The sequence below is a fragment of the Sphingomonas sp. Leaf5 genome (genome assembly GCF_001421155.1).
Classification (GTDB): Bacteria; Pseudomonadota; Alphaproteobacteria; order Sphingomonadales; family Sphingomonadaceae; genus Sphingomonas.
Genome location: NZ_LMJZ01000009.1, coordinates 1 through 24,302 on the forward strand (window position 1 = coordinate 1; position 24,302 = coordinate 24,302).

Below are 24,302 nucleotides of genomic sequence, written 5' to 3' on the forward strand. Positions count from 1 at the left end.
CCAAGGCCGCTGTCGGCCAGATCAGCGCCATCTTCACCGACGCCAACTCCTGCTACCACCTCGCCTTTGCGCGGATCGGCGCGCCCGAACCCCACCAGCAGACCAAGGCGCAGACGAATCAGATCGAATCGTCCAACGCCTCGTTCCGCGACATGCTGGCCCGCTTCAACCGCCGAACCAAGCGCGCTTCCAAGACCCAACAGATGCTCGAGATCACCCTCGACATCTTCCTCGCCAGAAAACGACTGGGTCTGAAGTGACTACTCTCGCGGGTGCGGGGATCGACCCTTACGGACCTCTTCGCGCGCCTTCCGCGCTTCGTCTCCCACACACCGGCGGCGGTCGCCTTATACTGACGAGTGCGACGTGGAATGACGATAGGTCTACCCCGCAATAGCGGATATCGGCCGGGCCGGGCATCGCCTCTCTCCATAGACGAAACGACGTCAGGGTGGTACCAAAGTTTGCCGCGTGTGGACCGCTTACTCCAACAACGGCGGCATTTGGCCTTTTGCCGCTGGTGCCGGGCACCACTATCAACTCGTATAAGACGGTTCGGTGTTCGCCTCTGGCCAGTACGACGGACGCAGTTGCTAACGGTCGCCGGCGAAATACTCCGCCGCTCGACTCATCCGGCGTTGAAGCGGACCGTGAACGAACGGTCGCGCCGCCCACTGGCGTGACGTCCCGTTGGGTACAGTCCGGTCAGCGAAGTCGCGGTACCCGGCATGAACAACGCGGACGTAGCAGTTCGCTTCATGCTCGATCATCCGGCGAGGCAGTAGAGGATGATATCGGCCTTCGCCTACAACCCTACCGACCCGCCGTTTACCTTGCTCACAAACAGACTATCCGGCCCCTAATTACGCGCCTTGCGCGCTGCATACCGGGCATCGCGCGCCGCTTTCAGTTCCGCTGCCGTCGGTACCTTCGGAAGCTTCGCCCTGGCGGCTTCCGCTTCGGCGAGCGCGGCCGCCTCGGCGGCGGCCTTTGCCTGTTCCGCAGCTTCCTTGGCCGCAGCTACGGCCGCAATCTTGGCCGCCTGACGCTCGGCCTGCGCAGCTTCGCGCGCCTCTCGGGCGGCTTTCCGCTCGGCCACTACGGCCGGGTCGGGTTCGGGTCGTTCGCGATACTGCTTCAGCGCCTCTAGCTTGGCTGCACGGGCAGCAGCGGTACGCTCATTGAAATCAGGGGTCTTGAATGCCGGCATCAATATGTCCCAAGGACGGGGCAATAGTACCCCAAAAGCCATATAACACTTTACGTCATTGGCAGAAGAGGCATCCGGTCCTAAATTTGCGAACCTCCGCCCCCTTTGCCGATCGCACTTTCTCGCCCGAACATCATCATCGTACCCGTGATGCCATCGGACATGTCGGATCGATGGAACTCGGTCGCCATGCGGTACGGCCATTTCGCAGTATCGGCCAATCAAAGGACGCACGCCGTGAACATCCTGACACGGGTCGCTGGGCCGCGGTGCCGATCAACCATTCGCGATGATTGAAAACCTTCACCTGGCTCCCCGCCCCAGTCCAGCGCCGGTCGCTCGCGGACGGTCACCGGCGCTCGATGCCCTGCGCAGCGGCGCTGCTCGTGCGGAACGGCTCTATATCGGCCAAACCCTCCGACGTGGAGCACATGCCGTACCGGCGATGGTGGCCTTGAACGTGCTCCGGGAACTCGACCTGTTGTTCACCTACGCGATCAACGAACGCGCTACGCGATCGGGGCTGGCAACATGTCCTGCCGATGCGCCGTCGAGGATCAAACTCTGCGTGCTGTCGTCGATCTGCCCGACCAGCGCGGGTGATCGGGACCGATACCGGACGAATGCCTTGGGGCGAGTGCGCCTCGATCGCACCGCATTCCACGCATCGGGGCGCTCGTCCTCGCCAAGCGGCATGGGCGAGGATCGGATCGCCGAGATGCTGTTGGCAACCGTCCATTGGCACGTCCTGACCGCTGAAAAACTTCGCGCCTGCAACCGAGCGACGCCACCAGGCCGCTAAGCCGCAGCGGCTCGCCCCGCCGAACGCGACGGGATGGTACCGCTTGGCAGCGCAGGACGAAAAACCGCAGCGTTGCGATCGCTTTACGCGGCGGCTGAATGGAATCCGGGTTCACCTGCCATAAGCGCCGTCGACCACCTGTGCCGACCACCGGATCTGCACAATTCCGCAGGTGACACGACGACTGCCCTTTACCTAACCATATGTCTTGGTTAGCTTTATCTTTAGAACAGAACAGAGGAGGACGCTTGTGGCAGCGTATGACCCCGTCGTGGCGAACGAGATGCGGCGCCAGGCGGCCGTCGATCGGACCGGTATCCTACGGCGTGGCAATAATCCGGCGCTGCAATCGATCGTCGAGGACGCGGCCCGGCTGGCAAAAGCACCGATAGCGGCGATCACGATCATCGATCGCGCCCGACAATGGTTCGCGGCGCGGGTCGGTCTCGACAACGAAGAGGGGCCGCGCAGCGAAGCGTTCTGCGCCCATACCATCCTGAAACCGGGCGAGCCGCTCATCGTCCTGGACACGCTGGAAGACATCCGCTTCGCGACCAATCCGGCGGTGGTGACGACCCCGCATATTCGTTTCTACGCAGGCATCCCGCTGGTCAACCGTGCGGGGTATGCGCTTGGCGCGCTCTGCGTAGCCGACACGAAGCCGCGACCGGATGCGTTCGACATCTACGCCTTGAGCCATCTGGCGCGGACCGCGGAACGGCTGGTCAGCTCGATCTGATCGCTCGGTACCAACCCGTCGAGGCAGCGACGGCCCGGCGTCTACCGGTCGTTCGACGGTGGCGTTGCTGGCGGAAACTGTTCGTCGCTGGCCAGCGGATCGTCGGTGATCCCGTCGAGCGGCGTATGTGTGACATAGGTCGCCCGCCCGAGCAGTTGTGCGGCGGCGGGTAGGGTTACGAGCAGGAAGAGTATACTCAACAATCCGGTCTGTGGTCGCGCGACTTCGCCGAGCAGCATCGCCCCGACGATCACCAGCGCGGTGCCGAGCGTTCCCGCCTTCGTCGCGCTGTGCATGCGTTGTAACGCGTCGGGCAAACGAACGAGGCCGATCGCGGCGATCAGCAGAAAGGCGACCCCGGCCGCCATCAACAGCACACCGGCGAACGTCGACACGGAAAATTCGGCAAGCGCCATGGTCAAGGCCGCTTTCGCTGTTCGAGGAAGAGCGCGAACGCCGCCGTCGCGACGAAGCTGACGAGCGAGAGCACCAGCGCGACGTCGAGGAAGCCGCTGCGCCCGGTCGCGACGGCGGTCAGCGCGGAGAAGGCGACCGCGACGGCGGTCAGCATGTCGAACGCGACGAAGCGGTCGGCCGGCGTCGGCCCACGCAGCATCCGCCACGCCGCCAGCGCCAGCGCGACGCCGAGCACCGCCATCAACCCCCATGCGATCCCGGCCAGATCGACCGCGATCATGCCGCCAGCTCCCGGACCCAGCGTTCGTACAGCCGCCGGAAGCGCGCGATCGTCGCGGGCGGATCGGGCGCGTCGAGCACGTGCAGATACAGGCGGCGACGATCGACCGACACATGCAGGCACGTCGATCCGGGGGTCAGCGACGTGAGATAGGCGAGCAGCGCCACCGCCCATGGCTGTCGAAGGTCGGTCGTCATCACGAGGATGGCGGGCCGGTTGCGCAGCCGGGGGCGCAGCACGACCGCCGCCACCCGGAACGAAGAGAAGAGCAGGTCCCACAGGAACATCGCCAGCAGTGCCGGGACGGCAACGATCCGCCGCAGGATGGTCATAGCCCCAACTCCATCAAGGTCCGCGCCGACGCTCGTGCGACGACCCACAGCGATTGCGGGAACAGCCCGATGGCAAGCGTCGCGGCGGACAGCACCGCCATCCCCGCCTTCATCGCGACCGGCACGCGCCGGGGCTGGCGGTCGGTCGGCAGCGCCTTCCAACAGGTTTCCGACCATAGATTGGCGACCGAAACGATCGTCAGCAGCGCGGCGATCAGCGCGATCAGCGCCAGCCAGCCCATGCCGGCATCGACCGATGCCCGCACCACGAACAGCTTTGCCCAGAAACCGGAGAGCGGCGGAATGCCCGCCAGCGACAGCATCGGCACCGCGAACAGGAAGACGAACCACCGGTCCGACCGCACCATCCCGCCGCTGCGCTTCAGGTCCCAGCTGCCGGTCGCGCGGCGGATCGCGCCGATGCCGAGGAACAGGTTCGCCTGCACGATCATCGAATGGATCATGTAGAAGGTCGCCGCCGCCAGCCCCATTGCCGACCCGATCGCCAGCCCGGCCGCCATATACCCGACCTGCGCCACGACGTGATAGCCGATCAGCCGGCGCATATCGGTCTGCGCCAGCGTCGCCAGCGCGCAGAGCAGCATCGTCGCGGCGGCCAGCACGGCGATGACCGGATCAAGCTGCGCCGCGCCGTTGCCGAACACGCCGGCCATCACGAGCATCAGCGCGAAAAAACCCATTTTCGTCATCAACGCCGCAAACACCGCCGCCACGGTCAACGGCGCGGCGGCATAGGAAGCGGGGAGCCAGACATGAAAGGGGGCAAGGCCGGATTTGAGCGCGAAACCCGACAGCAGGAGCGCCGCGGCGACGCCGGTCGCGACGCTGGGCGGTCGCGACTTGAGGATCGTCGCGAGGCTGACCATGTCGAGCGTGCCGGTCACGCCGTAGAGCAGCCCGATGCCGATCAGGATCGCGGTCGCGCCGACCATGCCGAACACGGCATAGCGGGTCGCGCCGCCGACCTGATGCCGCCGCCGGTCGAGCAGGATCAGCCCCAGCGCCGCGACCAGCGCCAGTTCGAACCAGACATACAGGTTGAACAGGTCGGTCGTCAGCAATGCGCCGTCGACCGCCCCGATCAGCGCCAGCATCAACGCGTCATAGCCCGCCCGCCGCCGCCGGTCGCCGATGTCCGCCCGTGCGAAGATCGCCGCAGCGCAGGCGACCAGCGCCACGACGGCGACCAGCGCGACGCCCGGCAGGCGCGCGGCAAAGCCCACGCCGATCCCGCCCGGCCAGCCCCCGAAGATCGTGACGGCGAGGCTGTCGCGATCGAGCGTCCGCAGCAACAGCGCGAACGATGCCAGCACGGTCAGCGCGACGACGCCGCCCGCGAACGGTTCGACCAGCCGGGGTCGCCGGCGCAGCACCATCGCGACCGCGCCGCCGGCCAGCGGCAGGACGACCGGTGCCAGCAACAGCAGGGCGTCGGGCATCATGACGGTTCGACCGGTTTGGTCGGGTGCCGTGGCTCGACCAGATCGAGATCGCGCGCGTCGAGCGATCCCGTCGCCTGCCACCCGCGCAACACGACCGTCGCGAGGACGACCGTCAGGGCGAGGCCGATGACGATCGCGGTCAGGATCAGCGCCTGGATCAGCGGGTCGGCCGACGCGCCGAGCGTCTTCGCCCCCTCCCGGATCAACGGCGGTTGCCGCCCGCCCTGTCCACCGGCGACGAACAGCATCAGGTTCGTGCCGGTTGCCAGCAGCGCCAGCCCTAGCAGGATCCGCACCAGATTGCGCGACAGCACCATGTGCAGGGCACAGGCGATGACGATCGCGGCGGCGACGGCGTGGAGCAAGATCATCGTACCGCCTCCTTCTGCAATCCGAAGAGATAGGTCAGCACCGCGCCCAGCACGACCAGATAGACGCCGATGTCGAACAACAACGTCGTGCCGAGTTTCGGCAACCCTCCGCCCGGTTCCCACCATAAATGGGTCAGATACGCCCCGCCGCCGATCATGCCGGGCAGGCCGCTCGCCACCGCCAGCAACAGTCCGGCCCCGACCAGCACGGTCGGTGGCAGGCGCAAGCTGCGCGCTGCGGCGATCGGCCCGCGCGCCAGCGACAGGACGGCGAAGGCGAGCGACGCGACCAGCCCGCCGATGAACCCGCCGCCGGGCTGGTCATGGCCGCGCCACAGGATCGCGACCGATGCCGCCAGCAACAGCGCGAACAGCGGCCCCGCCGCCATCGCAAAGCCGAAATGGACGTCGCCACGCACGGGCCGGTCTTCGTCGCCCGGACGGAAGAACAGCGCCGATCCCAGCAACGCGGCGGCGGCGATGACCGCCGTTTCGCCCAGCGTGTCGAACGCGCGGAAATCGACGAGGATGACGTTGACGACATTATGGCCCCGCCCGGCGATATAACTCATCCGCCCGAAGAAGTCGGAGGCGGCCGCACCATGGATCGCCGCCGCCGCGTCCAGCGTCGCGACCAGCAGGACCAGCGCCAGCGCCCCGGCAAGGCCGGCATCGACCAGACGCTGCGCCGGGTTGCGCGTCCGCCCGGCCATCAGCGGCAGCGTCGCCAGCATTGCAGTCAGCAGGACGACCAGCAACGCCTCGACGGTGAACTGCGTGATGGCTAGGTCGGGCGCGCCGCCGGTCATGAACAGGATCGCGACGGCGAAGCCGGTCAGGCCGACGGCCAGCATCGTCGTGACCAGATGTTGCGACCGCGCCGCGACGACGGCCCCGACGACCGCCGCCAGGGCGATCGCGACGTCGGCCAGATGCGGCATCTCACCGATCGCGATCCGCACCGGCGCGCCGACCGCGAGGATCGACCACCCGGTGATGCCGGCGATCGTGGCGAGGACGATGCCCAGCAGCACGCGCAGATCGCTGTGTTCGGTCCAGTTGACCGCATGCGCCGAAAGCCATGGCAGCGTCCGCTGGCTCGATTCCCACAGGCGTTCGATCGCAAAGCGTTCGAACCGGTCGCTATCGCGCAGGAACAGGTGAATGCGACGCCAGAAGACCGAGATGGCGATGCCGACGACGACGACCAGACCGCTCAGCAACAGCATCGGCGTGACGCCGTGCCACACCGCGACGTCGACCGGGATCGGCCGGCGATAGACCGCCGCGACCGCCGGGCTGACGACCACGCGTTCGATCCATCCCGGATTGAGGCTGAGGAACAGCCCGAGCAGCGACAGGAACAGTGGCGGCAGGCCCAGCGACAGGCTCTCGCGATTCTTGAACTCGATCGGCGCGCCGGGCTTCAGGAAGAAGGGCCGCAGCGTCACGACCGACGCGACCGCGACCATCACCGCATTGACCAGCACGGCGATCGCGATCGGTACGCTTTCCCAACTGCTCTCGATCTGCGCCTGGAACAAGAATTCCTTGGTGATGAACCCGAAAAAGGGCGGTATCCCCGCCATCGACAGGCTGGCCCCGATACAGGCGATCGCGGTCAGCGGCATCCGCCGGGCCAGCCCGCCCAGCGCGCGCAACGATCCCTGTCCGGTCATGTGCAGCACCGATCCGGCGCAGAAGAACAAGGCCGCCTTGTACAGCGCATGGGCGATCAGGAAGCCGATCATCGCCACCGTCGCGGTCGGCCCGTCCAGCCCGACCAGCAGGACGAGAATGCCGAGCGATGCGATCGTCGAATAGGCGAGCGCCGCCTTGAAACTTTCCGCCCGCAACGCCTGTACCGCCGCGACCAGCATGGTGATGCACGCGACCGCGATCATCACGTTGCGGCCCCACACCGTCGCCGCGATCACCGGTTCGAACCGCGCGAGCAGATAGATGCCGAGCTTCACCATCGTCGCCGAATGCAGGAATGCCGACGCCGGGGTGGGTGCCTGCATCGCGTTGGGCAACCAGAAATGGAACGGGAACTGCGCCGATTTGGTGAAACCCGCGATCATCACCGCGACGATGATCGGTGCCGCCCAGCTGCTCGCGACCAGCTCCGGCGTGCGATCGATCGTCTGCGCGAGCGAAAAGGTGCCCAGCACATGCGCGATCATCGCCACCGCCGCGACCAGCGCCAGCCCGCCGCCCGCCGTCACCTGCAACGCCATCAACGCCGCGCGCCGCGCCCGCGCGGAACGGCTATCGAACCCGATCAGCAGGAACGACAGGATGCTCGTCGCCTCCCACATCGTCACCATCAACAGCAGATTGTCGGCGAGCACGGTGCCGAGCATCGCGGTCATGAACAACAGGATCAGCGTGAAGAACCGCGCCCGCTGATGCCGCGGCTTCCCCGTCAGATAGCCGCCGGCATAGACGATCACCAGCGTCCCGATCCCGGTGATCAGCAGGCAGAACAGGAACGAAAATCCATCGAGCCGCAGGGTCAGATCGAACCCGACCGAGGGTGCCCAATCCTTACCCTCGCCCCGCACCCACCCGCGCTCGACGATGTCGGACATGCGAATGAACGCCGCGAACAGGCCGAGCGGGAACAACGCGATGACCAGTCCGGCGCCACGCCCCATGAACCGGGCGATCTGCGGCAGAAGGCAGCTGCCGACAAGCGAGACGAGGAGCAGGACCAGCATCCGACTGCCTTCGTACAACCGGCCGGATCAGGCAAGTTTGCGTGTTGCCCAACAGAGAGGCAGCGTTCGCGAATAAGCGCGGTCGTGGCACGACCGACGCCTTCCGACGGGTCGGCGGACCGGCTGCGTACGCCGCGGACATACGACGAACCCCCGGCCGGACGGTGCGGCGGATGCTTTCGACCATGCCCGGCATGATCGGAAGCGCGGCCGGGAACATGGGCGACCATAATCCAAATCAAGATCGAATAACGCCGCAGTTCCCGTGGCATGTCGCCGGGTAACCATGGGCTAAAACGAGACAGTTCTAAATTAATGGTTGGTTGTTAACGTGTTCCGGGCAGTTAAGGACGCCGACGACAGCGAAAGGGACTTTTTGTGGGCGTCTCGTATTTTTCTCCGCCGCCGACCGGGGCGAACGAAGCGGAGCGCGAGCGTGCCGTGATCGAGTCCGGTGCGATCGACGCCAGGGGCGATACGGTATTGGGCGCGATCTGCGTCGAGCTTTGCCGGCAAGTCCGCGGCAAGGCGGCGTTGCTGTCGATCCTGTACGGCGAAACCCAATATGTGATCGCCGCGCATGGCTTCGCGATCGGTGCCTATAGTCGAAAGAATTCGCTGTCGGGACATGCGCTGTACGCCGACGACGATCTGTTCGTCGTGCCCGACCTTGCCGCCGACAAGCGCTTTGCGGAAAATCCGTGGGTGAATGGCGAGGTGGCGCGGTTCCGCTTTTATACGGCATCGCTGATCCGCCCGCACGGCCGACTGCCCGTCGGCGTCATCAGCGTCCTCGACGACAAGCCGCGCCCGTCAATCTCCCCGGCCGAGCGGGAGGTCATGCTGGCCGCCGCCGCCGATATGGCCGCGCGGATCGTGCAGATTTCGCAGGACCGGAACACCGCCCCCGTCCCCGATTGAGACAGTCGCGGCGCGTTCTCATTTTGGGCGGGTAGCCTGTGCCCAAATATTGCAAAACGGGTTAGCGGTCTCCGACAGGGGCCGAACGGCATCGCGTGATCATCGACCAAAGCAGATGTCGCGTCGTTGTTGTCCAGCCTGTAACAATATTCGAAGAGCATCGAACGGAACCGCAACGGACGATCGACCGCGCGTCATGGATATCTGATCCCGCCGGCGATCCATATTCTTACGAAATGCACGACGCAGGCTGACGCGACGATGGTTGCGGACGGTCCGTTCGTGCGCATGGGGGGGAAGATACATGCCAGTTTTGAAATCGTCGCTCGGGCTGTTCGGCAAGGATGCCGGATCGGCGCTGGAGTATGACTTTGCCAATTTCGGGTTTTCGGACAGCGGTCAGGGATCGGTGTCCGATTCCTACGATATCGGGGTCGCGGGGGCGGACTATGAACTGGGCGTTCGCTACGACCTGGCGTTCGGGTTGATCGGCAAGGCGCATCTCGACCTCGGCCGGATCGACGGCACCTTGTCCTATACCGACGATGCCGTCGTATCCGACGCAGCGACGGTCGACGGAACCGTCCGGGCGTTCGTCGACACCTCCGCCTCCTCGATCGACGAGAGCAGTTTCGAGGTAACCGGCCCCGATGCCGCGGAAAGCTATATCTCGATCGACATGATGGCCAAGGTGAAGGCGGATGTCTTCGGCCATTTCGGCGGCTGGTACGACATCGGGCTCGACTGGAACAGCGGCAAGACCGAATTCGACGAGAACGTCGTCGACCTGAATATCCAGGAGGAGGTGTTCAAGGTCACCGCCGCCGATCTTGGCGGGGCGGATGGCGAATTGTACCGCGTCGATCTGGATTTCGCCGAAATCGCGGCCGGTCTGCCGGTCTTCGACTATGACGACATCGTCGCCGATGGCGATGGACCGCTGGCGACCTTGACCATGACCGGCACGTCGTCGCCGTTCCTGACGGTGGAGGTCGATATCGACTCGTTCCTGCTGCCGGAGGGCAATTCCTTCGACTACGAAGTCGACCTGCTCGACGATACCATCACCTTCGGTATCGATCTGGGCATCCTCGATGCGAAGCTGGTCGCAACCGCTTCGTTCAAGCAGGAGATCACCTGGACCCCCGATATCGACGTGACGATGACGTCGTCGTTCGGCGAGGAATTGAAGGGCGATCTCGGCGACGTCTTCGAATTCACCACGCCCGAGGGCGAAGGCACGTTCAAGGTTACGGCCGTCTATCATGCGAGCGTGACGGTCGGCACGGTGACGTCGCTCGTCCTCGCGACCGCGGTCGACTGGAAAATGCTGTATGGCGAGGCGTTCGTCGCGATCGACGTGCTGGGCTATCAGGACAAATGGGGATTCGATATCAGCCTGATCGAGGGGTCGATCCCGCTCGGCCCCGACATCAGCTTCGAACTGTTCAGCGACGAAAGCGTCTACACGCTGGAGACGATCACCCGCGAATATGACGTCGCGTACGAGAATTTCGTGACCGCGGCGTCGGGCCGCGACCTGAAACTGACCACGCACCAGCTGGAAGTGGTCGGCGGCGATATCGACAACGTCATCACCGGCAACGCGCTCGACAATATCCTGTCCGGGCGGGGCGGCGACGATCGGCTGAACGGCGGCGGCGGCGTCGATACCCTGATCGGCGGCACGGGCGACGACATCTATGTCGTCGATACCGCGACGGATAGCGTCGTCGAACTGGCCGATGAAGGGTCCGATCTGGTCGTTTCCTCGGTCGATTATATGCTGGGCACGAACGTCGAGAATCTGACGCTTGCCGGCGATGCGCTGCACGGCATCGGCAACGCGCTCGACAACGTCCTTACCGGTTCGTCGGGCAATAACAGCCTTGCGGGCAATGCCGGCAACGACACGCTGGACGGTGGCGAGGGCAATGACACGCTCGACGGCGGTGTCGGCGACGACGTCTATGTGGTCGACGCGATCGGCGATGTCGTCCTGGAACAGGCCGATGCCGGGACCGACACGGTTCGTTCGACGCTGACTACCTATACGCTGGGCGCGAATATCGAGAACCTGATCTTCGGAGGAGCCGGTGCCTTTACCGGGTCGGGCAACGCCGCAGCCAATAGCGTGACCGGCGGCGCGGGGAACGACATGCTCGACGGCAAGGCAGGCGCGGATACGCTGGTCGGCCATGGCGGTGACGACACCTATGTCGTCGACAACGTCGGCGACGTCGTGGTCGAGGCGACGGGCGAAGGCACCGACCGGATCGTCGCCAGCGTCGATTACACCCTCGCCGCGAATGTCGAGGATCTGCTGCTGGCCGTCGGCGCAACTACCGGCACCGGCAACGATCTCGACAACCGGCTGACCGGCAACGCCGCCGCCAACATGCTGCGCGGCGCGGGTGGCAACGACTATCTCGATGGCGGCAGCGGCAACGACACGCTGTTCGGCGGCAGCGGTGACGACAGCTATGTGGTCGACGCGGCGGGGGACGTCATCACCGAACTGGGCGACGAGGGCACCGATCTGGTCCTGTCGAACATCGCCTCCTACACCCTGTCCGCCAATGTCGAGAATCTGACGCTGATCGGTGTCAAGGCGGTGACCGGCACCGGCAACGCCCTCGACAACGTCCTGATCGGCAATGCCGCGAAGAACACCCTGCGCGGAGAGGCGGGCGACGATTATCTCGACGGACAGGGCGGGAACGACGCGCTGATCGGTGGCGACGGCAACGACGTGTATGTCGTCGACAGCCTCGGCGACACCGTGACCGAGCGTTCCAATGCCGGGACCGACACGATCGAGACGGCATTGGCCACCTATACGCTGAAGGCCAATGTCGAGAACCTCGTCTACACCGGCACCGGCAATTTCACCGGCACCGGCACGTCCGCCAACAACCTGATCAGCGGCGGTCAGAACCATGACTATCTGAACGGCGGCGACGGCCTCGACACGATGATCGGCTATGACGGAAACGACACCTATGTCGTCAGCCGTGCGGAAGACATCGTGATCGAAGCGGTCAATGGCGGGATCGACGAAGTCCTCAGCGCGGCCGGCAATTACCTGCTGGCCACCAATGTCGAGAATCTTCGCCAGATCGGCAATGCCAGGAACGCGACCGGCAACGCGCTGGCCAACGTCATCGTCGGCAATGGCGGTGCCAACATCCTCGATGGCGGCGCAGGTGCCGACGAACTGCGCGGCGGCAGCGGCAAGGACACCTTCGTCTTCCGCGCGGGCGAAACCGTCGCCGGCGACCGGGTAGCCGATTTCAGCGGCGCGGGTGCCGCAAGTGGCGACAAATTGCTGTTCCTCGGCTTCGGTTCGGGTGCCACGATCGCGCAGGTGGGGCTGAGCGACTATTACACGATCCAGAGCGCCACCCACCAGGCCGTGACGATCCAGCTGATGGGCGTGTATAATCTGAACACGGGCACGGGCAGCAACGACTATCTGTTCGGGTAAATCGCGTCATCGAACGCGGGGCAGGAGCAGCGATGGGCAATTTCCTGCCCATCGCTGCTCCTGATATTGGAAACTACCGAACGAGCGGGTTTCGAGCCGGCACAGGTCCGCTGTCAGGCAGCTGCCGAGATCGGTGGTTCGAGCGTACCGGCCCAACCGATCAGCAGCACGATCAGGATGGCAGCGGCGAACTCGACCGACAGGCTGATCCGCAGCGCGCGCACGTCGCCGCTGGCGACGAGGTGCGGGGTCAGGACGAACCGGTTGGCCGCGGCGAGCGCCAGCATCAACGCGAACAGCGCCAGCTTGGCGAGTAGCAATTGCCCGTACAGGCTGTCGCCGAGCCGGGCGACGCCATCGATGCCGACCATCATGGCGGCGTTGACGATGCCGGTCAGCAGGATCGTGGCGACGATCGCCGTGCCAATCCCCGCAAAGCCCGCAAGCGCATCCCCGGTCCGCGCCGATCGGCGTAGCGCCAGTCCGACGAACACCGCCAGCGCCCCGATCCATGCGCCCGCTGCCAGAATATGCAGGATGTCGGGCACCAGATGCAGCAAGCCCGCCGCCCCCTCGTGCATCGCGCCATGGCCGTTCCACGCCAGCGTCGCGCTGGCGATCGCAGCCAGCAGCGCGACGAGGGTGAAGCGGGGCCGTGGCACCAGCAGCGCGACCAACATCGCCACCAGCGCGGCATTGCGGATCAGGAAGGCGGTGCCCGGCGTCGTCTCACGCACCAGCATCCATAGCAGGTTGCGATCGAGCGATCCGACCCCCGCCCCGGTCATCGACGCCGCCATCAGGACGAAGGCGACCCCGGACAGGAGCAGCGCGGCGACGGTGGCGACGATCGTCCCCCGCCGCCCGGCCAGACCTTTTCGGGCGAACAGCGCCAGCCCGAACGTCGCCGGCAGCACCGCCAGCAACAGGCCGCGCACGACGACGAACGCGGCCGCGGCCAAGATCAGCCCACCGTGATCGTGTAGCTGCCCGCCACCCGGTGGGTATCGGTCGATACCACATGCCAGTCGACGCGGTAGCTGCCGCGCGGCAGCGGACGGGCGAGCGCCAGCACCAGCGAGCTGCCGTCATCGCCGAGCTTGGCGGTGGCAGGGATGCGGTGCGGCCCCATGCCCGGCATCGGCAGCATGGTCAGTTCCGCGCCCGACAGCGGCGCGACCAGCTTTTCCGAAAAGCTCAGCGTCAGCGTCCTGGGACCCGCCGCGACCTTCGCGTCGGCGGCCGGCGTCGCCGATACCAGCTTGGGATGGGCGAGTGCCGGGACGGCGAACAGGGCGGCAGCGGCGAAACCGGTCAGGATGTGACGCATGGGGCAGAAACTCCGAAGGGGGGACGGCGAACCACCGTCCCCAGTCTGTACGCAGGCGAATCGATCGCCCCTCACCCGGTCATTCCGGCGCGTGCGCCAGGGTGAAGGCGAGCGTGGCGGTGTGTTCGATCCGATCATATTTCTTCGGATTGTCGCTGGGACCGGCGAACACCGCGCGCAAGACGTTCAGCCCCTGATTACGGACCGGAAAGGTGACGCTGCCATCGGCGGCGGTCTCGACTTCCTTCGCATCGGGATCGTTGACCATGTCGGCGATCACCCGCACCCCGGCCTGTGGCTTGCCGTCGAACAGCGCGATATATGTCAGCGGCGCGCCATGTTGTTCGGGCAACGGCCCGGCCGGGACCAGTTGCAGCACCTGATGCGGCAGCGCCGGGATGCGTCCGGTCAGCGGACCTTCGACGGCGACGGCATATTTCACCGTCTTTTCGGACAGGGTCGCATCGGGCATCTCGTCGCGGCCCTTCTTTTCGAACTCCGCCGATCCGCGCCGCGACCAGGTGCCGTTCTGAAGCACCGCGCTGACCAGTACCGGCTTGGCCACGGTATCGATCAGCACCACCGGCCCCGATACGCGCGCGGTCGCGGCGATCGGGTGGAATTGCGCGTCATAGGCGGCGATGTGTTCGGCCTGCGGCAGGCGGCGGACCATGTCGAGATCGTCGGCACCGATGCCATAGACCAGCGCGACCTGCTTGGCGCGCTGCGTGAACCAGATGCCATGGGCAAAGGAAGGGGCGGCAAGCGCGGCGATCATGCCGGCGGCGATCCAGCGCGATGCGCGCAGCAGGCGTTCGTGGCTCATGACACCTCACAGATCGAAGGAAGAAGGGCAACGGCCGGCGCGCTGGCGACGCCGGCCGAAGGTGGTTCAATAGGCGTAGCCGACCCGCACCATGAACTGGCGCGGCGCGCCGGGCAGCGTCCACAACCGCGAATAGGAGCTGGGGAAATACTGTTCGTCGAACAGGTTCGTCACCTCGCCCGACACGCGCAGCCGCTCGGTCGGTTCGTACGACGCCATGACCCGGGTCAGCGTATAGGCGGGCAGGTAATAGAAGTCGCCGCTGGCAAAGCGGAAGCCGGTCTCGCCCAGCCGCTTGCCGACATAGTTCACGCCCGCGCCCAGCGTCAGCCGGCTGCTGCCGATGTCGAAATCCTTGAACAGCAGCGCGCTGCCGCTGTTCTTCGGGATGTTGAGCAGCGGATCGCCCTCGCGCAGGCCGAAGCCGAAATTGGGGTCGAGCGCGTTCTGCGCCACTTCGGCATCGACATAGGCATAGTTCAGCTGGACCCGGAACCCGGCCGGCAGGTTGCCCGACAATTCCGCCTCGACGCCCTTGCTGCGCGCCTTGCCCACCGCCAGCGAGAAATTGGCGTTGATCGGGTCGGCGGTCAGCACATTGTCCTTCGTCGTCTTGAAGAAGGCGAGCGTACCCGTCAGCCGCTTGCGCAGCAGCGAGATCTTCGCCCCGGCCTCATAGGACACGGTGCGTTCGGGTTCGAAGGCGTTGTTGCCGGCGTCGGTGCCGTTGTTCGGACGGAAGCCGCGACCGTAATTGGCGTATAGCGAGAAATCGTCCCCCAACAGATAGGTCGCGCCGACCGACGGGCTGAACGCGGTCTTCGACTGCATGGTCCGGCGATTGGCGATCCGGTCGTCGACGATCTGTTCGAATTCGTCATAGCGTCCCCCGAAGCGGATCTTGAGCGCATCGGTCACGTCGACCTGATCCTGCAGATACCCGCCCCAGCTATATTGCCGTTCGCGATAACTCTGGAACGCGCCTGCGGCCGGCAGCTTGCCATAGACCGGATCGAAGATGTTGATGCGGTTGCCGAGCGTGAAGTTGCCGACCGCCTGCGCCGCGATGGCGGGCGGGCGATACCGGTTCTGGACGATGTCGAGTTCGTAATCGTCCCAGTCGGCACCGACGATCATGTGATGGCCGATCGGTCCGGTCGTGAATTCGCCGCTGAGTTCGCCGCGAAAGGTCAGGTCGGTGGTCGAATAATCGCGCACGCGGCGCTGGCGCGACAGGGTCGTGCCGTCGGTGTACAGCCGCTGGCGACCGACGGCGAGTTCCGCCTCGGTCGACGAGCCGCGGAAGAACGTGTCGCGATAGCCGACGCCCAGCACCAGCGACCAGTCGGGGCTGAAGTCATGCTGCAACTGCGCCTGGTGCCCCATGGCGCGGACATGGACCGGCCCGTCGCCCGGTTCGCCGAAAAAGCGTTCGCGCGGGACGAGCTTCAGGTCGCCGGTCGGCGCGACGATGCCGCGATCGAACGTCACCTTCTGATCGATGAATTCGAATTCGTAGCTGATCGAACTGTCCCGTCCGAGCTTGGCGAGGATCGACGGGGTGACCGTGACCTTCTCGCTCGACACGAAATCGCGGAAGCTGTCGGCGGACTCGGCCGCCCCGGTCACGCGCACCGCGACGCGGTTCGACAGCGGCACGTTGATATCGCCTTCGCTGCGGAAATTGTTGAAGCTGCCCGCCGAAAACGTCGCGCCGCCATGCAGGTCGAACCCCGGTTTCTTGGTGATGATGTTGACGGTGCACCCCGGTTCGCCACGACCGAACAGCGACGAATTGGGACCTTTCAGCACCTGGATCTGCTGGACGTTCGACGTGTCCCGTCCGCCGCCATAGCCGCGCGCGGCGTTGAAGCCGTTGACCAGATAGTTGCTGCCGCTGCTCTCGTCGCCGGTGAAACCACGACAGGCGAACACGTCGAACAGGCCGCCGAAATTGTTCTGCCGCGCGATGCCGGTCGCGAAATCGAGCGCGTTGTCGAGCCGCGTGATGCCGGCATCCTTCAGCGTTTCCGACGACAGGATCTGGATGCTCTGCGGCACCTCGATCGTCGGGACGTTCGCGACATATTGCTGGCGAACCCCCTCGACCACGATTTCGCTCTCGCCGGGCTGCCCCGCCTCCTCGGGCGCGCTCGCCGACGCGGTCGCTGCGGCGGTCAGTTCCTGTGCCGACACCGTGGTCGGTGCCAGAAGCGCCAGATTGGCGACGGTGAAGAAAAGCAGATGTCGGTTGCGCATTTGAACCCCCAAGCGTGAAACGGCTATCGCGTCGTCCTCGACCTGATGGCGTCCCGACCTTCGTCCCGGTTCCGATAAACCGGCTGGTCGATGTAGCGCCACCTCTGCGGCATCTGCATCATGCGGGGGGGCTTCAAGCATTTTGTTGCGAAGCTGTGACACCTTCGGAACGAAATGCGGCTTTGGGCGTGGTCCGCCCACGCATTCGTGCCGTCAGCCGGCGGGAAGCTGCTGGCGCGCCAGTTCGGCGAACCATGCGATGCCGATCGGCGTCACGGCGTCGTTGAAGTCATAGGCCGGGTGATGGAGCGCCGCGACATGGGTGTCGTCGCGCTGGCCCATCCACAGATAGGCACCGGGCCGGGCGCGCAGCATGAACGCGAAGTCCTCCGACGTGAACGCCGGGGCCGGTGCTTCCTGCGCATCGCCGCACACCGCCTGCGCCGCCGCCAGCGCGATCGCGGCGCTTTCGGCATCGTTCACCGTGGCGGGATAATAGCGGATATACTCGACCGCGATCTGCGTCTCGCTCGACCGTGCGACCCCGTCGCAGATCGCCCGCAGCGACTCCTCGATCCGGTCCTGCACGTCCGGCGAAAAGGTGCGGACGGTGCCGGTCAGCGTCACCGTCGCCGGAATGACGTTGTGCGAATCGCCACCATGCACCTTGGTCACCGACAGCACCGCGCTTTCGGTCGGGGGCAGGCGGCGGGCGACGATGGTGTTCAGCTGCTGGACCAATGTCGCCGCGGCAAGGATCGCGTCGGGCGTCTGGTGCGGCATGGCAGCATGGCCGCCCTTGCCCGAAATGGCGATTTCGAACCGGTCGGCGGCGGCCATGATCGGCCCCGGCCGGGTACGCGCGCTGCCCAGCGGCAGGTCGGGCCAGTTATGCAGCGCGAACACCCGGTCGCACGGAAAGCGATCGAACAGCCCGTCGCGGACCATCGCATCGGCCCCGCCCTGCCCTTCCTCAGCCGGCTGGAAGATGAAATGGATCGTGCCCGAAAAGTCGCGCGTCTTCGCCAGATGCCGCGCCGCGCCGATCAGCGTCGCGCTGTGCCCGTCATGGCCGCAACCGTGAAACACGCCCGGCGTCTTGCTGGCATAGGGCAGGCCGGTCTGCTCGGCGAACGGCAGCGCATCCATGTCGGCACGAAAGCCGATCGCGCCGTTGCCCGGACCGTTGCGCAGCGTACCGACCACGCCCGTACCGCCGATGCCCGTCGTCACCTCCAGCCCGGCGGCACGCAGCGCCTCGGCGATGATCGCGGCGGTGCGGTGTTCGGCAAAGCCCAGTTCGGGGTGCGCATGCAGGTCGCGGCGCAACGCGGCGAGGTCGGCAAGATCCTGGTCGTCGATACGCATCGTCGGGCGCCTTTCGTGGTTAGCTCCGCTCGTCGAACAGCGCCTCGATCGGGTCGTAGCGTTTCACGATGGGAGATTTGAGTACGATGTAGCTGAAATACTTCTCGATGCCGAAATCGCTTTCAAGGATCGATTCGATCAGCTCCTGATATTGCGAGACGTTGCGGGTGATGAACTTGACCAGATAATCATATCCGCCGCTGACCAGATGACATTCGACGATCTCGGGCACGTTGCGCGCGCGCTGTTCGAAACGTGAAAAATCGCCAGTGCGGTGATCCTTCAGCGTGATCTCGGTGAACACGGTCAGCGTCTCGCCCAGCTTGGCCAGCGCGACATGCGCGCCATAGCCGGTGATGTACCCCGCCTTCTCCAGCCGCTTGACCCGCGACAGACACGGGCTGGGCGACAGGCCGACCGCATCGGCCAGATCGACGTTCGTGATCCGCCCGTTGCGCTGCAATTGCGCAAGGATGCGGAAGTCCAGTCGATCGAGTTTGGGCGATGGTGTCATACAGGAGACTTTATCTCATCATTCCGTTACCGCAACGTCTATCGTACGGCCGCGCGAACCTCGGCCATGTCCGCTACCTGATCCAGCGTCCGCGTGAGCCGCTCGATCAATGCAGCCATATCGGTTTCATCGCAACTGATCGCGGGTGCCAGACCGATCGTGCCGTCGGCGAAGGCGCGAAAGATGATGCCGTTGGCATAGCCGGTCCGCGCCAGCTTGTCGGGCAGGCCGACCGCCGGGTCGAACCGGGCCTTGCTGGCCTTGTCCGCGACCAGTTCGATGCCGGCCAGCATCCCCGCCTGTCGCACGTCGCCGACCAGCGGATGATCGGTGATCGCCGCCAGCCCGGCGGCCAGTTGCGGCGCGCGGGCGATCCCGTTGGCGAGGATGCCGCCCTCGTACAGATCCAGCACCGCCAGCGCGACGGCGGCCGACACCGGATGCCCCGAATAGGTCGCGCCATGCCCGACCGGCAGGTGGTTGTCGGGACCATCGGCGATGCCGGCATAGATTTCGTCGGTCATCAACACCGCGCCCATCGGCGCGTAACCGGCGGTCAGCCCCTTGGCGAGCGTCATCAGATCGGGGGTCACGCCCTCGGTCTCGCAGGCGAACATCGGCCCGGTACGGCCGAAACCGGTGATGACTTCGTCGGCGACCAGCAGGATGCCGAGTTCGGTGCAGGTCGCACGCATCGCCTTCAGCCAGCCCGTCGGCGGGACGATCACCCCGGCCGACCCCTGCACCGGTTCGGCGAAGAAGGCGGCGACGTTGTCGGCACCGATCTCGGCGACCTTCGCCTTCAGCGCGGCGACGCTGGCGTCGATCACCGCCTGCGGATCGCTGCCGACCGCGTGGCGATACGGGTAGGGGGCCGGGATATGATGCTGCCAGTCGTGCGGCAGGTCGAACAGCCGGTGGAACGCGGGCAGGCCGGTGATCCCCGCCCCGTTCGACGACGATCCGTGATAGCCCTTGTCGAGGGCGATCACCTGTTTCTTGGTCGGGCGGCCCTTGGCATTCCAGTAGTTGACGATGAAGCGCAGCGCGGAATCGACCGCGTCCGACCCGCCGAGCGAGAAATAGACCCGTTCCAGCCCCGGCGGCGACAGCTCGGCCAGCCGCTCCGCCAGCCGGATCGCCGGTTCGCTGGCAAAGGAGAAATAGCCGGTGGCATAGGGCAGCCGCCGCATCTGCTCCGCCGCCGCCTCGACGACGCTTTCATGACCATAGCCGATATTGACGCACCACAGCCCGGCAAACGCATCGAGCAGCCGGTTGCCGTCACCATCGGTCAGATACATGCCCTGCCCGCTGGTCAACACGGTCGCGCCCCGCGCCTCATGCCCGCGCCATGCGGTTACCGGGTGGATGAGGTGGCGTCGGTCGGCCTCGATCAGCGAATTGGAAAACATGGCTGGCCCTGTTGTCTGATGATGGGGCCAGTGTAGGGGCGGACGACGATGGCGGGAGCGATCCCGCACGCCGTACGACGCAGCCAAGCTGCCGAACTTCGCAGGCGTGCGGCAGATTATGCCGTGGGTCGCTTATCGTTGTTCCAGCCGAAACAGGACCGTGGCTCAGGCTGCGCGCCCGGTCCCGCCTTGGCCGTACCCCCGCGCAGGCGGGGGTCCAGGGTACCTGGCACAAACCGTTGTTCTGCTTGGCTCTGGACCCCCGCCTGCGCGGGGGTACGGCGATTGTGCGGTTGAGCGCGAGACCGATGCCGGCTCAGCCGATCGCCGCGGCGATCGCCTTCCCGCACTGCTCGGTATTCGCCGACCCTTTCAGGTCACGGGTCCGTCCAGAGTCACCCGCCAGCACCGTTTCGATCGCCGTCACGATCGACTTCGCCGCCGCATGTTCGCCGAAATGGTCGAGCATCATCGATGCGCACCAGATCTGCCCGACGGGATTGGCGACGCCCTGCCCCGCGATGTCGGGGGCCGAACCGTGCACCGGTTCGAACAGCGACGGCACGCTGCGATCGGGGTTGATGTTGCCGCACGGCGCGATCCCGATCGTACCGGTGCAGGCCGGACCCAGATCGGACAGGATGTCGCCGAACAGGTTGGACGCGACCACCACGTCGAAACGGTCGGGGTTCAGGACGAACTGGGCCGCGAGGATGTCGATATGATATTTGTCGGTGCGGATGTCGGGGTAGCGCGCGGCCATTTCGGCGACGCGGCTGTCCCACCACGGCATGGTGATGGCGATGCCGTTCGACTTGGTCGCCGACGTCACATGCCTGGCCGGACGCTTCTGCGCGAGGTCGAAGGCGTAGCGCAGGATGCGGTCGGTGCCGATGCGCGTCATCACCGTTTCCTGCAACACGACCTCGCGGTCGGTGCCGGGAAAGGCGGTGCCGCCGATCGCCGAATATTCGCCCTCGGTATTCTCGCGGACGATCATCATGTCGATGTCGCCGGGCTTGCGACCGGCCAGCGGGCACGGCACGCCCGGCATCAGCCGCGCCGGGCGAAGGTTCACATATTGGTCGTATTCGCGCCGGAACTGGATCAGCGAATCCCATAGCGAGATGTGATCGGGCACGGTGTCGGGCCATCCGACCGCGCCGAAGAAGATCGCATCGACATTTCCGATCCGCGCCTTCCAGTCCTCGGGCATCATCCGGCCGTGGCGGACATAATAATCGCAGCTCGCGAAATCATGCCATTGCTGCTCGACGGTGAAGCCATAGGCCGCCGCCGCCGCTTCCAGCGCGCGGATGCCTTCGGGGATGACTTCCTTGCCGATCCCGTCGCCGGGAATGACTGCAATCCGATACTTGGTCACAGGCCCTTCAATCCCCCCCAATGGAACGCTTTCGTTTCCAGATATTCGTCAATGCCTTCGCGGCCGCCCTCGCGGCCCAGCCCCGATGCCTTGATCCCGCCGAACGGCGACATTTCCATTGCGATGCTGCCGGTGTTCAGCCCGACCATGCCGAATTCCAGCGCCTCGCCGACGCGCCATGCGCGATGCAGGTCCTCGGTATAGAAATAGCTGGCAAGACCGAACGGCGTGGCATTGGCGAGGTCGATCGCCTCCTGCTCGGCGGAAAAGCGAAAGATCGGCGCGACCGGGCCGAAGGTCTCCTCCGACGCCAGCCGCATGTCGGCGGTGGCTCCGGTCAGCACCACCGGCCGGGCAAAGCGTTCGTTCTGCTCGACGCCATCGGGCGCGGCGGCGATCGTCGCGCCCTTGGCGAGCGCATCGGACAGGTGATCGGCGACCTTCGCGCAAGCGGCGGCATTGATGAGCGGGCCGATCGTGACCCCCTCCGCCCGGCCGTCACCGACCCGCAGCGCCCGAACCGCCTCACCCAGTTTCTCGACGAAGCGGTCGTGAATGCCGTCCTGCACGAGGATGCGGTTGGCGCAGACGCAGGTCTGGCCGGCGTTGCGGAATTTCGACGCCATCGCCCCGGCGACGGCGGTGTCGAGATCGGCATCGTCGAACACGATGAACGGCGCGTTGCCGCCGAGTTCGAGGCTCAACCGCTTCAGCGTATCGGCCGACTGCTGCATCAGCAGCGATCCGACCCGCGTCGATCCGGTGAACGACAATTTGCGCACTACCGGCGATGCGGTCAGCGTCGCACCGATCGCCTGCGGCAGGCCGGTGACCATGTTGACGACGCCCGCCGGCATTCCCGCCCGTTCGGCCAGCCTGCACAGCGCAAGCGCGGTATAGGGGGTCAGCTCGGACGGCTTGATGACGACGGTGCAGCCCGCCGCCAGCGCCGGCGCGACCTTGCGCGTGATCATCGCCGCCGGAAAATTCCACGGCGTGATCGCCGCACAGACGCCGACCGGCTCGCGCGTGGCGAGGATGCGTCGGTCGCTGGTCGGGGCCGGAATGGTGTGCCCGGAAATCCGCCGCCCCTCACCCGCGAACCATTTCACGAACGACGCGGCATAGGCGATCTCGCCCTTCGATTCGGCCAGCGGCTTGCCCTGTTCGGCGGTCATGATCGCCGCCAGCGTGTCGGCATGGTCGAGGATCAGCGCGTGCCAGCGTTCCAGCAACGTCGCGCGATCGTCGGCGGTCCGCCGCTTCCACGCCGGCAAGGCGGCCGCTGCGGCGGCGATCGCCGCCTCGGTATCGGCCGCCCCGCCCGCGGGGATCGTGCCGACCACGTCGCCGGTCGCCGGGTCGGTCACGTCGAGCGTGGCCCCGTCCTGTGCCGCGACCCATTCGCCGCCGATCAGCATCGATTCGATCAGCAGCCCGGTGCCGCGCAGGTCGTCGTTGCTCAGCACAGCGCCTGGCTCACGATCGCGAACGCCGTCGCCGGGGCGGTGGCCGGCGGCTCCGCGCCCTTCACCATCGTCACGACCCGTCCGACCCGTACCAGTCCCAGTTCCTCCAACCATGGTCCCAACCCGCTATTGCCGTGAATGTCGAGCCGGATGAACTCACCACTGCGCGAGCCGATCCACTGCGCGATCAGCGCCTGCGCGCGGATCCGGTCGGGGGCGATGACCGGACCGACGACATAGCCGCGCCCGAACCGGCGGAACAGCGCGACGCCGGTCACCTCGTCCCCCTCGGTCAGCACCACGCCATGCGCCTTTTCGCGCAGCACCGTCATCACCGTCGGCCGGTCGAGACCGCTGGCGGCGCGCACCAGCGCATCGACCAGCGCGCCGTCGCGCGCGCCCATCGGCCGGATGCGCTCGCCGGCCGCCAGCGGCACCAGCGGCGCCTGGAACGCCGCGCCCTGATGCTGCAGGATTTCGCCGATCCCGGTGAAGCCCAGCTTGCGATAGAGCGGCAGCCCGTCCTCGGTCGCATTCAGCTGGATCGAACCATCGGGGCCGATCGCATCGGCGATCTGGTCGAGCACCGCCGCCATCACGATCCGCCCGATACCAGCACCACGATGCCGCCGCGACACGATGACCATGCCGAGCGTCGCGACCTTCGGTCCGGCCCGCCACCACATGGTCGTACCCACGATTTCGCCGTTCAGTTCGGCGACCATGCCGTTGCCGACCGTCAGCATGTCGGACAGATCCTCCGCCCGGTGCGGCCATTGCTCCGCCTTCGACAGGACATGCGCCCCGGCAACATCGTCCTGCGTCATCGACCGCAGACGCATCGTCCGGCTTTCGGCGGGCTGGGGATCGGCACTCGTCTGCATCGTTTCGCGTTCCATCATGTCCTCGACCCATGGTGTACCCGGCCGCTGGGCGCAGGAGGTGCCGCGCCGCGCCGCAACTGGCATGGTATCGCGCGTAAATCGGCCGTC

General features: G+C 66.0%; 22 protein-coding genes. 5 read left to right on the top strand and 17 right to left on the bottom strand.

What is annotated here, in order from left to right; genetic code table 11:
• Positions 1-260 (top strand): IS1 family transposase (locus ASE50_RS19025; RefSeq protein WP_162236180.1); only part of this gene is annotated, 260 nt, incomplete at its 5' end.
• Positions 261-859: 599 nt separating this feature from the next.
• On the opposite strand, the gene ASE50_RS08005 is transcribed toward ASE50_RS19025, so the two are convergent.
• Positions 860-1,210: a DUF6481 family protein gene (locus ASE50_RS08005; RefSeq protein ID WP_056398243.1), complete on the bottom strand. Its 351-nt coding sequence runs from the start codon at positions 1,208-1,210 to the stop codon at positions 860-862.
• A gap of 289 nt (positions 1,211-1,499) precedes the next feature.
• Between ASE50_RS08005 and ASE50_RS18745 the strand changes: the two genes are divergently transcribed.
• Both ASE50_RS18745 and ASE50_RS08015 read left to right on the top strand, forming a co-directional pair.
• Positions 1,500-2,012 (top strand): hypothetical protein, encoded by a 513-nt coding sequence (locus ASE50_RS18745; protein WP_156347360.1) that lies wholly within the window; start codon positions 1,500-1,502, stop codon positions 2,010-2,012.
• A gap of 250 nt (positions 2,013-2,262) precedes the next feature.
• Complete coding sequence (locus ASE50_RS08015; protein WP_056620985.1) at positions 2,263-2,751, top strand: GAF domain-containing protein; 489 nt, start codon at positions 2,263-2,265, stop codon at positions 2,749-2,751.
• Between the two features lie 41 nt (positions 2,752-2,792).
• On the opposite strand, the gene mnhG is transcribed toward ASE50_RS08015, so the two are convergent.
• From mnhG to mbhE, 6 genes are read right to left on the bottom strand one after another with little or no spacing between them, the layout of a single operon-like run.
• Complete coding sequence (gene mnhG / locus ASE50_RS08020) at positions 2,793-3,167, bottom strand: monovalent cation/H(+) antiporter subunit G (RefSeq protein ID WP_056398254.1); 375 nt, start codon at positions 3,165-3,167, stop codon at positions 2,793-2,795.
• Positions 3,168-3,169: 2 nt separating this feature from the next.
• Entirely contained in the window at positions 3,170-3,448 is a 279-nt protein-coding gene (locus ASE50_RS08025) for a monovalent cation/H+ antiporter complex subunit F (protein WP_056398257.1), read from the bottom strand.
• Positions 3,445-3,780, bottom strand: coding sequence for a Na+/H+ antiporter subunit E (locus ASE50_RS08030; RefSeq protein WP_056398261.1), 336 nt, complete (start codon positions 3,778-3,780; stop codon positions 3,445-3,447). The genes ASE50_RS08025 and ASE50_RS08030 overlap by 4 nt, the downstream gene beginning before the upstream one ends.
• On the bottom strand, positions 3,777-5,243 hold the full coding sequence (locus ASE50_RS08035; protein ID WP_082438902.1) for a proton-conducting transporter membrane subunit: 1,467 nt from the start codon (positions 5,241-5,243) through the stop codon (positions 3,777-3,779). Before ASE50_RS08035 ends, ASE50_RS08030 begins: the two co-directional genes overlap by 4 nt.
• Complete coding sequence (locus ASE50_RS08040) at positions 5,240-5,614, bottom strand: sodium:proton antiporter (protein ID WP_235512250.1); 375 nt, start codon at positions 5,612-5,614, stop codon at positions 5,240-5,242. Before ASE50_RS08040 ends, ASE50_RS08035 begins: the two co-directional genes overlap by 4 nt.
• Positions 5,611-8,337, bottom strand: coding sequence for a hydrogen gas-evolving membrane-bound hydrogenase subunit E (gene mbhE, locus ASE50_RS08045; RefSeq protein WP_056398264.1), 2,727 nt, complete (start codon positions 8,335-8,337; stop codon positions 5,611-5,613). Before mbhE ends, ASE50_RS08040 begins: the two co-directional genes overlap by 4 nt.
• 378 nt (positions 8,338-8,715) lie before the next feature.
• Between mbhE and ASE50_RS08050 the strand changes: the two genes are divergently transcribed.
• Both ASE50_RS08050 and ASE50_RS08055 read left to right on the top strand, forming a co-directional pair.
• Positions 8,716-9,258: a GAF domain-containing protein gene (locus ASE50_RS08050; RefSeq protein WP_056398267.1), complete on the top strand. Its 543-nt coding sequence runs from the start codon at positions 8,716-8,718 to the stop codon at positions 9,256-9,258.
• Between the two features lie 304 nt (positions 9,259-9,562).
• On the top strand, positions 9,563-12,745 hold the full coding sequence (locus ASE50_RS08055; protein ID WP_156347361.1) for a beta strand repeat-containing protein: 3,183 nt from the start codon (positions 9,563-9,565) through the stop codon (positions 12,743-12,745).
• A 113-nt stretch (positions 12,746-12,858) separates the two neighbouring features.
• Here the strand turns inward: ASE50_RS08055 and copD are convergent, their stop codons facing one another.
• The 10 genes from copD to ASE50_RS08105 form a co-directional block, all read right to left on the bottom strand.
• Complete coding sequence (gene copD / locus ASE50_RS08060) at positions 12,859-13,707, bottom strand: copper homeostasis membrane protein CopD (RefSeq protein WP_056398275.1); 849 nt, start codon at positions 13,705-13,707, stop codon at positions 12,859-12,861.
• Positions 13,708-13,709: 2 nt separating this feature from the next.
• Complete coding sequence (gene copC, locus ASE50_RS08065; protein ID WP_056398279.1) at positions 13,710-14,075, bottom strand: copper homeostasis periplasmic binding protein CopC; 366 nt, start codon at positions 14,073-14,075, stop codon at positions 13,710-13,712.
• Positions 14,076-14,154: 79 nt separating this feature from the next.
• On the bottom strand, positions 14,155-14,901 hold the full coding sequence (locus ASE50_RS08070; RefSeq protein ID WP_082438903.1) for a DUF4198 domain-containing protein: 747 nt from the start codon (positions 14,899-14,901) through the stop codon (positions 14,155-14,157).
• 66 nt (positions 14,902-14,967) lie between these two features.
• Positions 14,968-17,160: a TonB-dependent siderophore receptor gene (locus tag ASE50_RS08075; protein WP_056398282.1), complete on the bottom strand. Its 2,193-nt coding sequence runs from the start codon at positions 17,158-17,160 to the stop codon at positions 14,968-14,970.
• A gap of 213 nt (positions 17,161-17,373) precedes the next feature.
• Positions 17,374-18,528, bottom strand: coding sequence for a M20 aminoacylase family protein (locus tag ASE50_RS08080; RefSeq protein ID WP_056398285.1), 1,155 nt, complete (start codon positions 18,526-18,528; stop codon positions 17,374-17,376).
• Positions 18,529-18,547: 19 nt separating this feature from the next.
• Complete coding sequence (locus ASE50_RS08085; RefSeq protein ID WP_056398288.1) at positions 18,548-19,042, bottom strand: Lrp/AsnC family transcriptional regulator; 495 nt, start codon at positions 19,040-19,042, stop codon at positions 18,548-18,550.
• Between the two features lie 38 nt (positions 19,043-19,080).
• Complete coding sequence (locus ASE50_RS08090; protein WP_056398290.1) at positions 19,081-20,457, bottom strand: aminotransferase class III-fold pyridoxal phosphate-dependent enzyme; 1,377 nt, start codon at positions 20,455-20,457, stop codon at positions 19,081-19,083.
• 316 nt (positions 20,458-20,773) lie between these two features.
• Positions 20,774-21,841 carry a tartrate dehydrogenase gene (locus ASE50_RS08095; protein WP_056398293.1) on the bottom strand — a complete coding sequence of 356 codons (1,068 nt, stop codon included), beginning with the start codon at positions 21,839-21,841 and terminating at the stop codon, positions 20,774-20,776.
• Complete coding sequence (locus tag ASE50_RS08100; RefSeq protein WP_056398447.1) at positions 21,838-23,262, bottom strand: NAD-dependent succinate-semialdehyde dehydrogenase; 1,425 nt, start codon at positions 23,260-23,262, stop codon at positions 21,838-21,840. The genes ASE50_RS08095 and ASE50_RS08100 overlap by 4 nt, the downstream gene beginning before the upstream one ends.
• Before the next feature lie 41 nt (positions 23,263-23,303).
• Entirely contained in the window at positions 23,304-24,278 is a 975-nt protein-coding gene (locus ASE50_RS08105; protein ID WP_200909501.1) for a GNAT family N-acetyltransferase, read from the bottom strand.
• Positions 24,279-24,302: the final 24 nt, after the last annotated feature.

What these genes read in the sequence shown, in the direction of transcription:
- ASE50_RS08070 (WP_082438903.1), bottom strand. Translation starts at nt 14,901, where the DNA reads ATGAGCCACGAACGCCTGCTGCGCGCATCGCGCTGGATCGCCGCCGGC.
- ASE50_RS08005 (WP_056398243.1), bottom strand. Translation starts at nt 1,210, where the DNA reads ATGCCGGCATTCAAGACCCCTGATTTCAATGAGCGTACCGCTGCTGCC.
- ASE50_RS08075 (WP_056398282.1), bottom strand. Translation starts at nt 17,160, where the DNA reads ATGCGCAACCGACATCTGCTTTTCTTCACCGTCGCCAATCTGGCGCTT.
- copC (WP_056398279.1), bottom strand. Translation starts at nt 14,075, where the DNA reads ATGCGTCACATCCTGACCGGTTTCGCCGCTGCCGCCCTGTTCGCCGTC.
- mnhG (WP_056398254.1), bottom strand. Translation starts at nt 3,167, where the DNA reads ATGGCGCTTGCCGAATTTTCCGTGTCGACGTTCGCCGGTGTGCTGTTG.
- ASE50_RS08040 (WP_235512250.1), bottom strand. Translation starts at nt 5,614, where the DNA reads ATGATCTTGCTCCACGCCGTCGCCGCCGCGATCGTCATCGCCTGTGCC.
- ASE50_RS08090 (WP_056398290.1), bottom strand. Translation starts at nt 20,457, where the DNA reads ATGTTTTCCAATTCGCTGATCGAGGCCGACCGACGCCACCTCATCCAC.
- ASE50_RS08105 (WP_200909501.1), bottom strand. Translation starts at nt 24,278, where the DNA reads ATGCCAGTTGCGGCGCGGCGCGGCACCTCCTGCGCCCAGCGGCCGGGT.
- ASE50_RS18745 (WP_156347360.1), top strand. Translation starts at nt 1,500, where the DNA reads ATGATTGAAAACCTTCACCTGGCTCCCCGCCCCAGTCCAGCGCCGGTC.
- ASE50_RS08025 (WP_056398257.1), bottom strand. Translation starts at nt 3,448, where the DNA reads ATGATCGCGGTCGATCTGGCCGGGATCGCATGGGGGTTGATGGCGGTG.
- ASE50_RS08055 (WP_156347361.1), top strand. Translation starts at nt 9,563, where the DNA reads ATGCCAGTTTTGAAATCGTCGCTCGGGCTGTTCGGCAAGGATGCCGGA.
- mbhE (WP_056398264.1), bottom strand. Translation starts at nt 8,337, where the DNA reads ATGCTGGTCCTGCTCCTCGTCTCGCTTGTCGGCAGCTGCCTTCTGCCG.
- ASE50_RS08030 (WP_056398261.1), bottom strand. Translation starts at nt 3,780, where the DNA reads ATGACCATCCTGCGGCGGATCGTTGCCGTCCCGGCACTGCTGGCGATG.
- ASE50_RS08100 (WP_056398447.1), bottom strand. Translation starts at nt 23,262, where the DNA reads ATGCTGATCGGCGGCGAATGGGTCGCGGCACAGGACGGGGCCACGCTC.
- ASE50_RS08080 (WP_056398285.1), bottom strand. Translation starts at nt 18,528, where the DNA reads ATGCGTATCGACGACCAGGATCTTGCCGACCTCGCCGCGTTGCGCCGC.
- ASE50_RS08035 (WP_082438902.1), bottom strand. Translation starts at nt 5,243, where the DNA reads ATGATGCCCGACGCCCTGCTGTTGCTGGCACCGGTCGTCCTGCCGCTG.
- ASE50_RS08085 (WP_056398288.1), bottom strand. Translation starts at nt 19,042, where the DNA reads ATGACACCATCGCCCAAACTCGATCGACTGGACTTCCGCATCCTTGCG.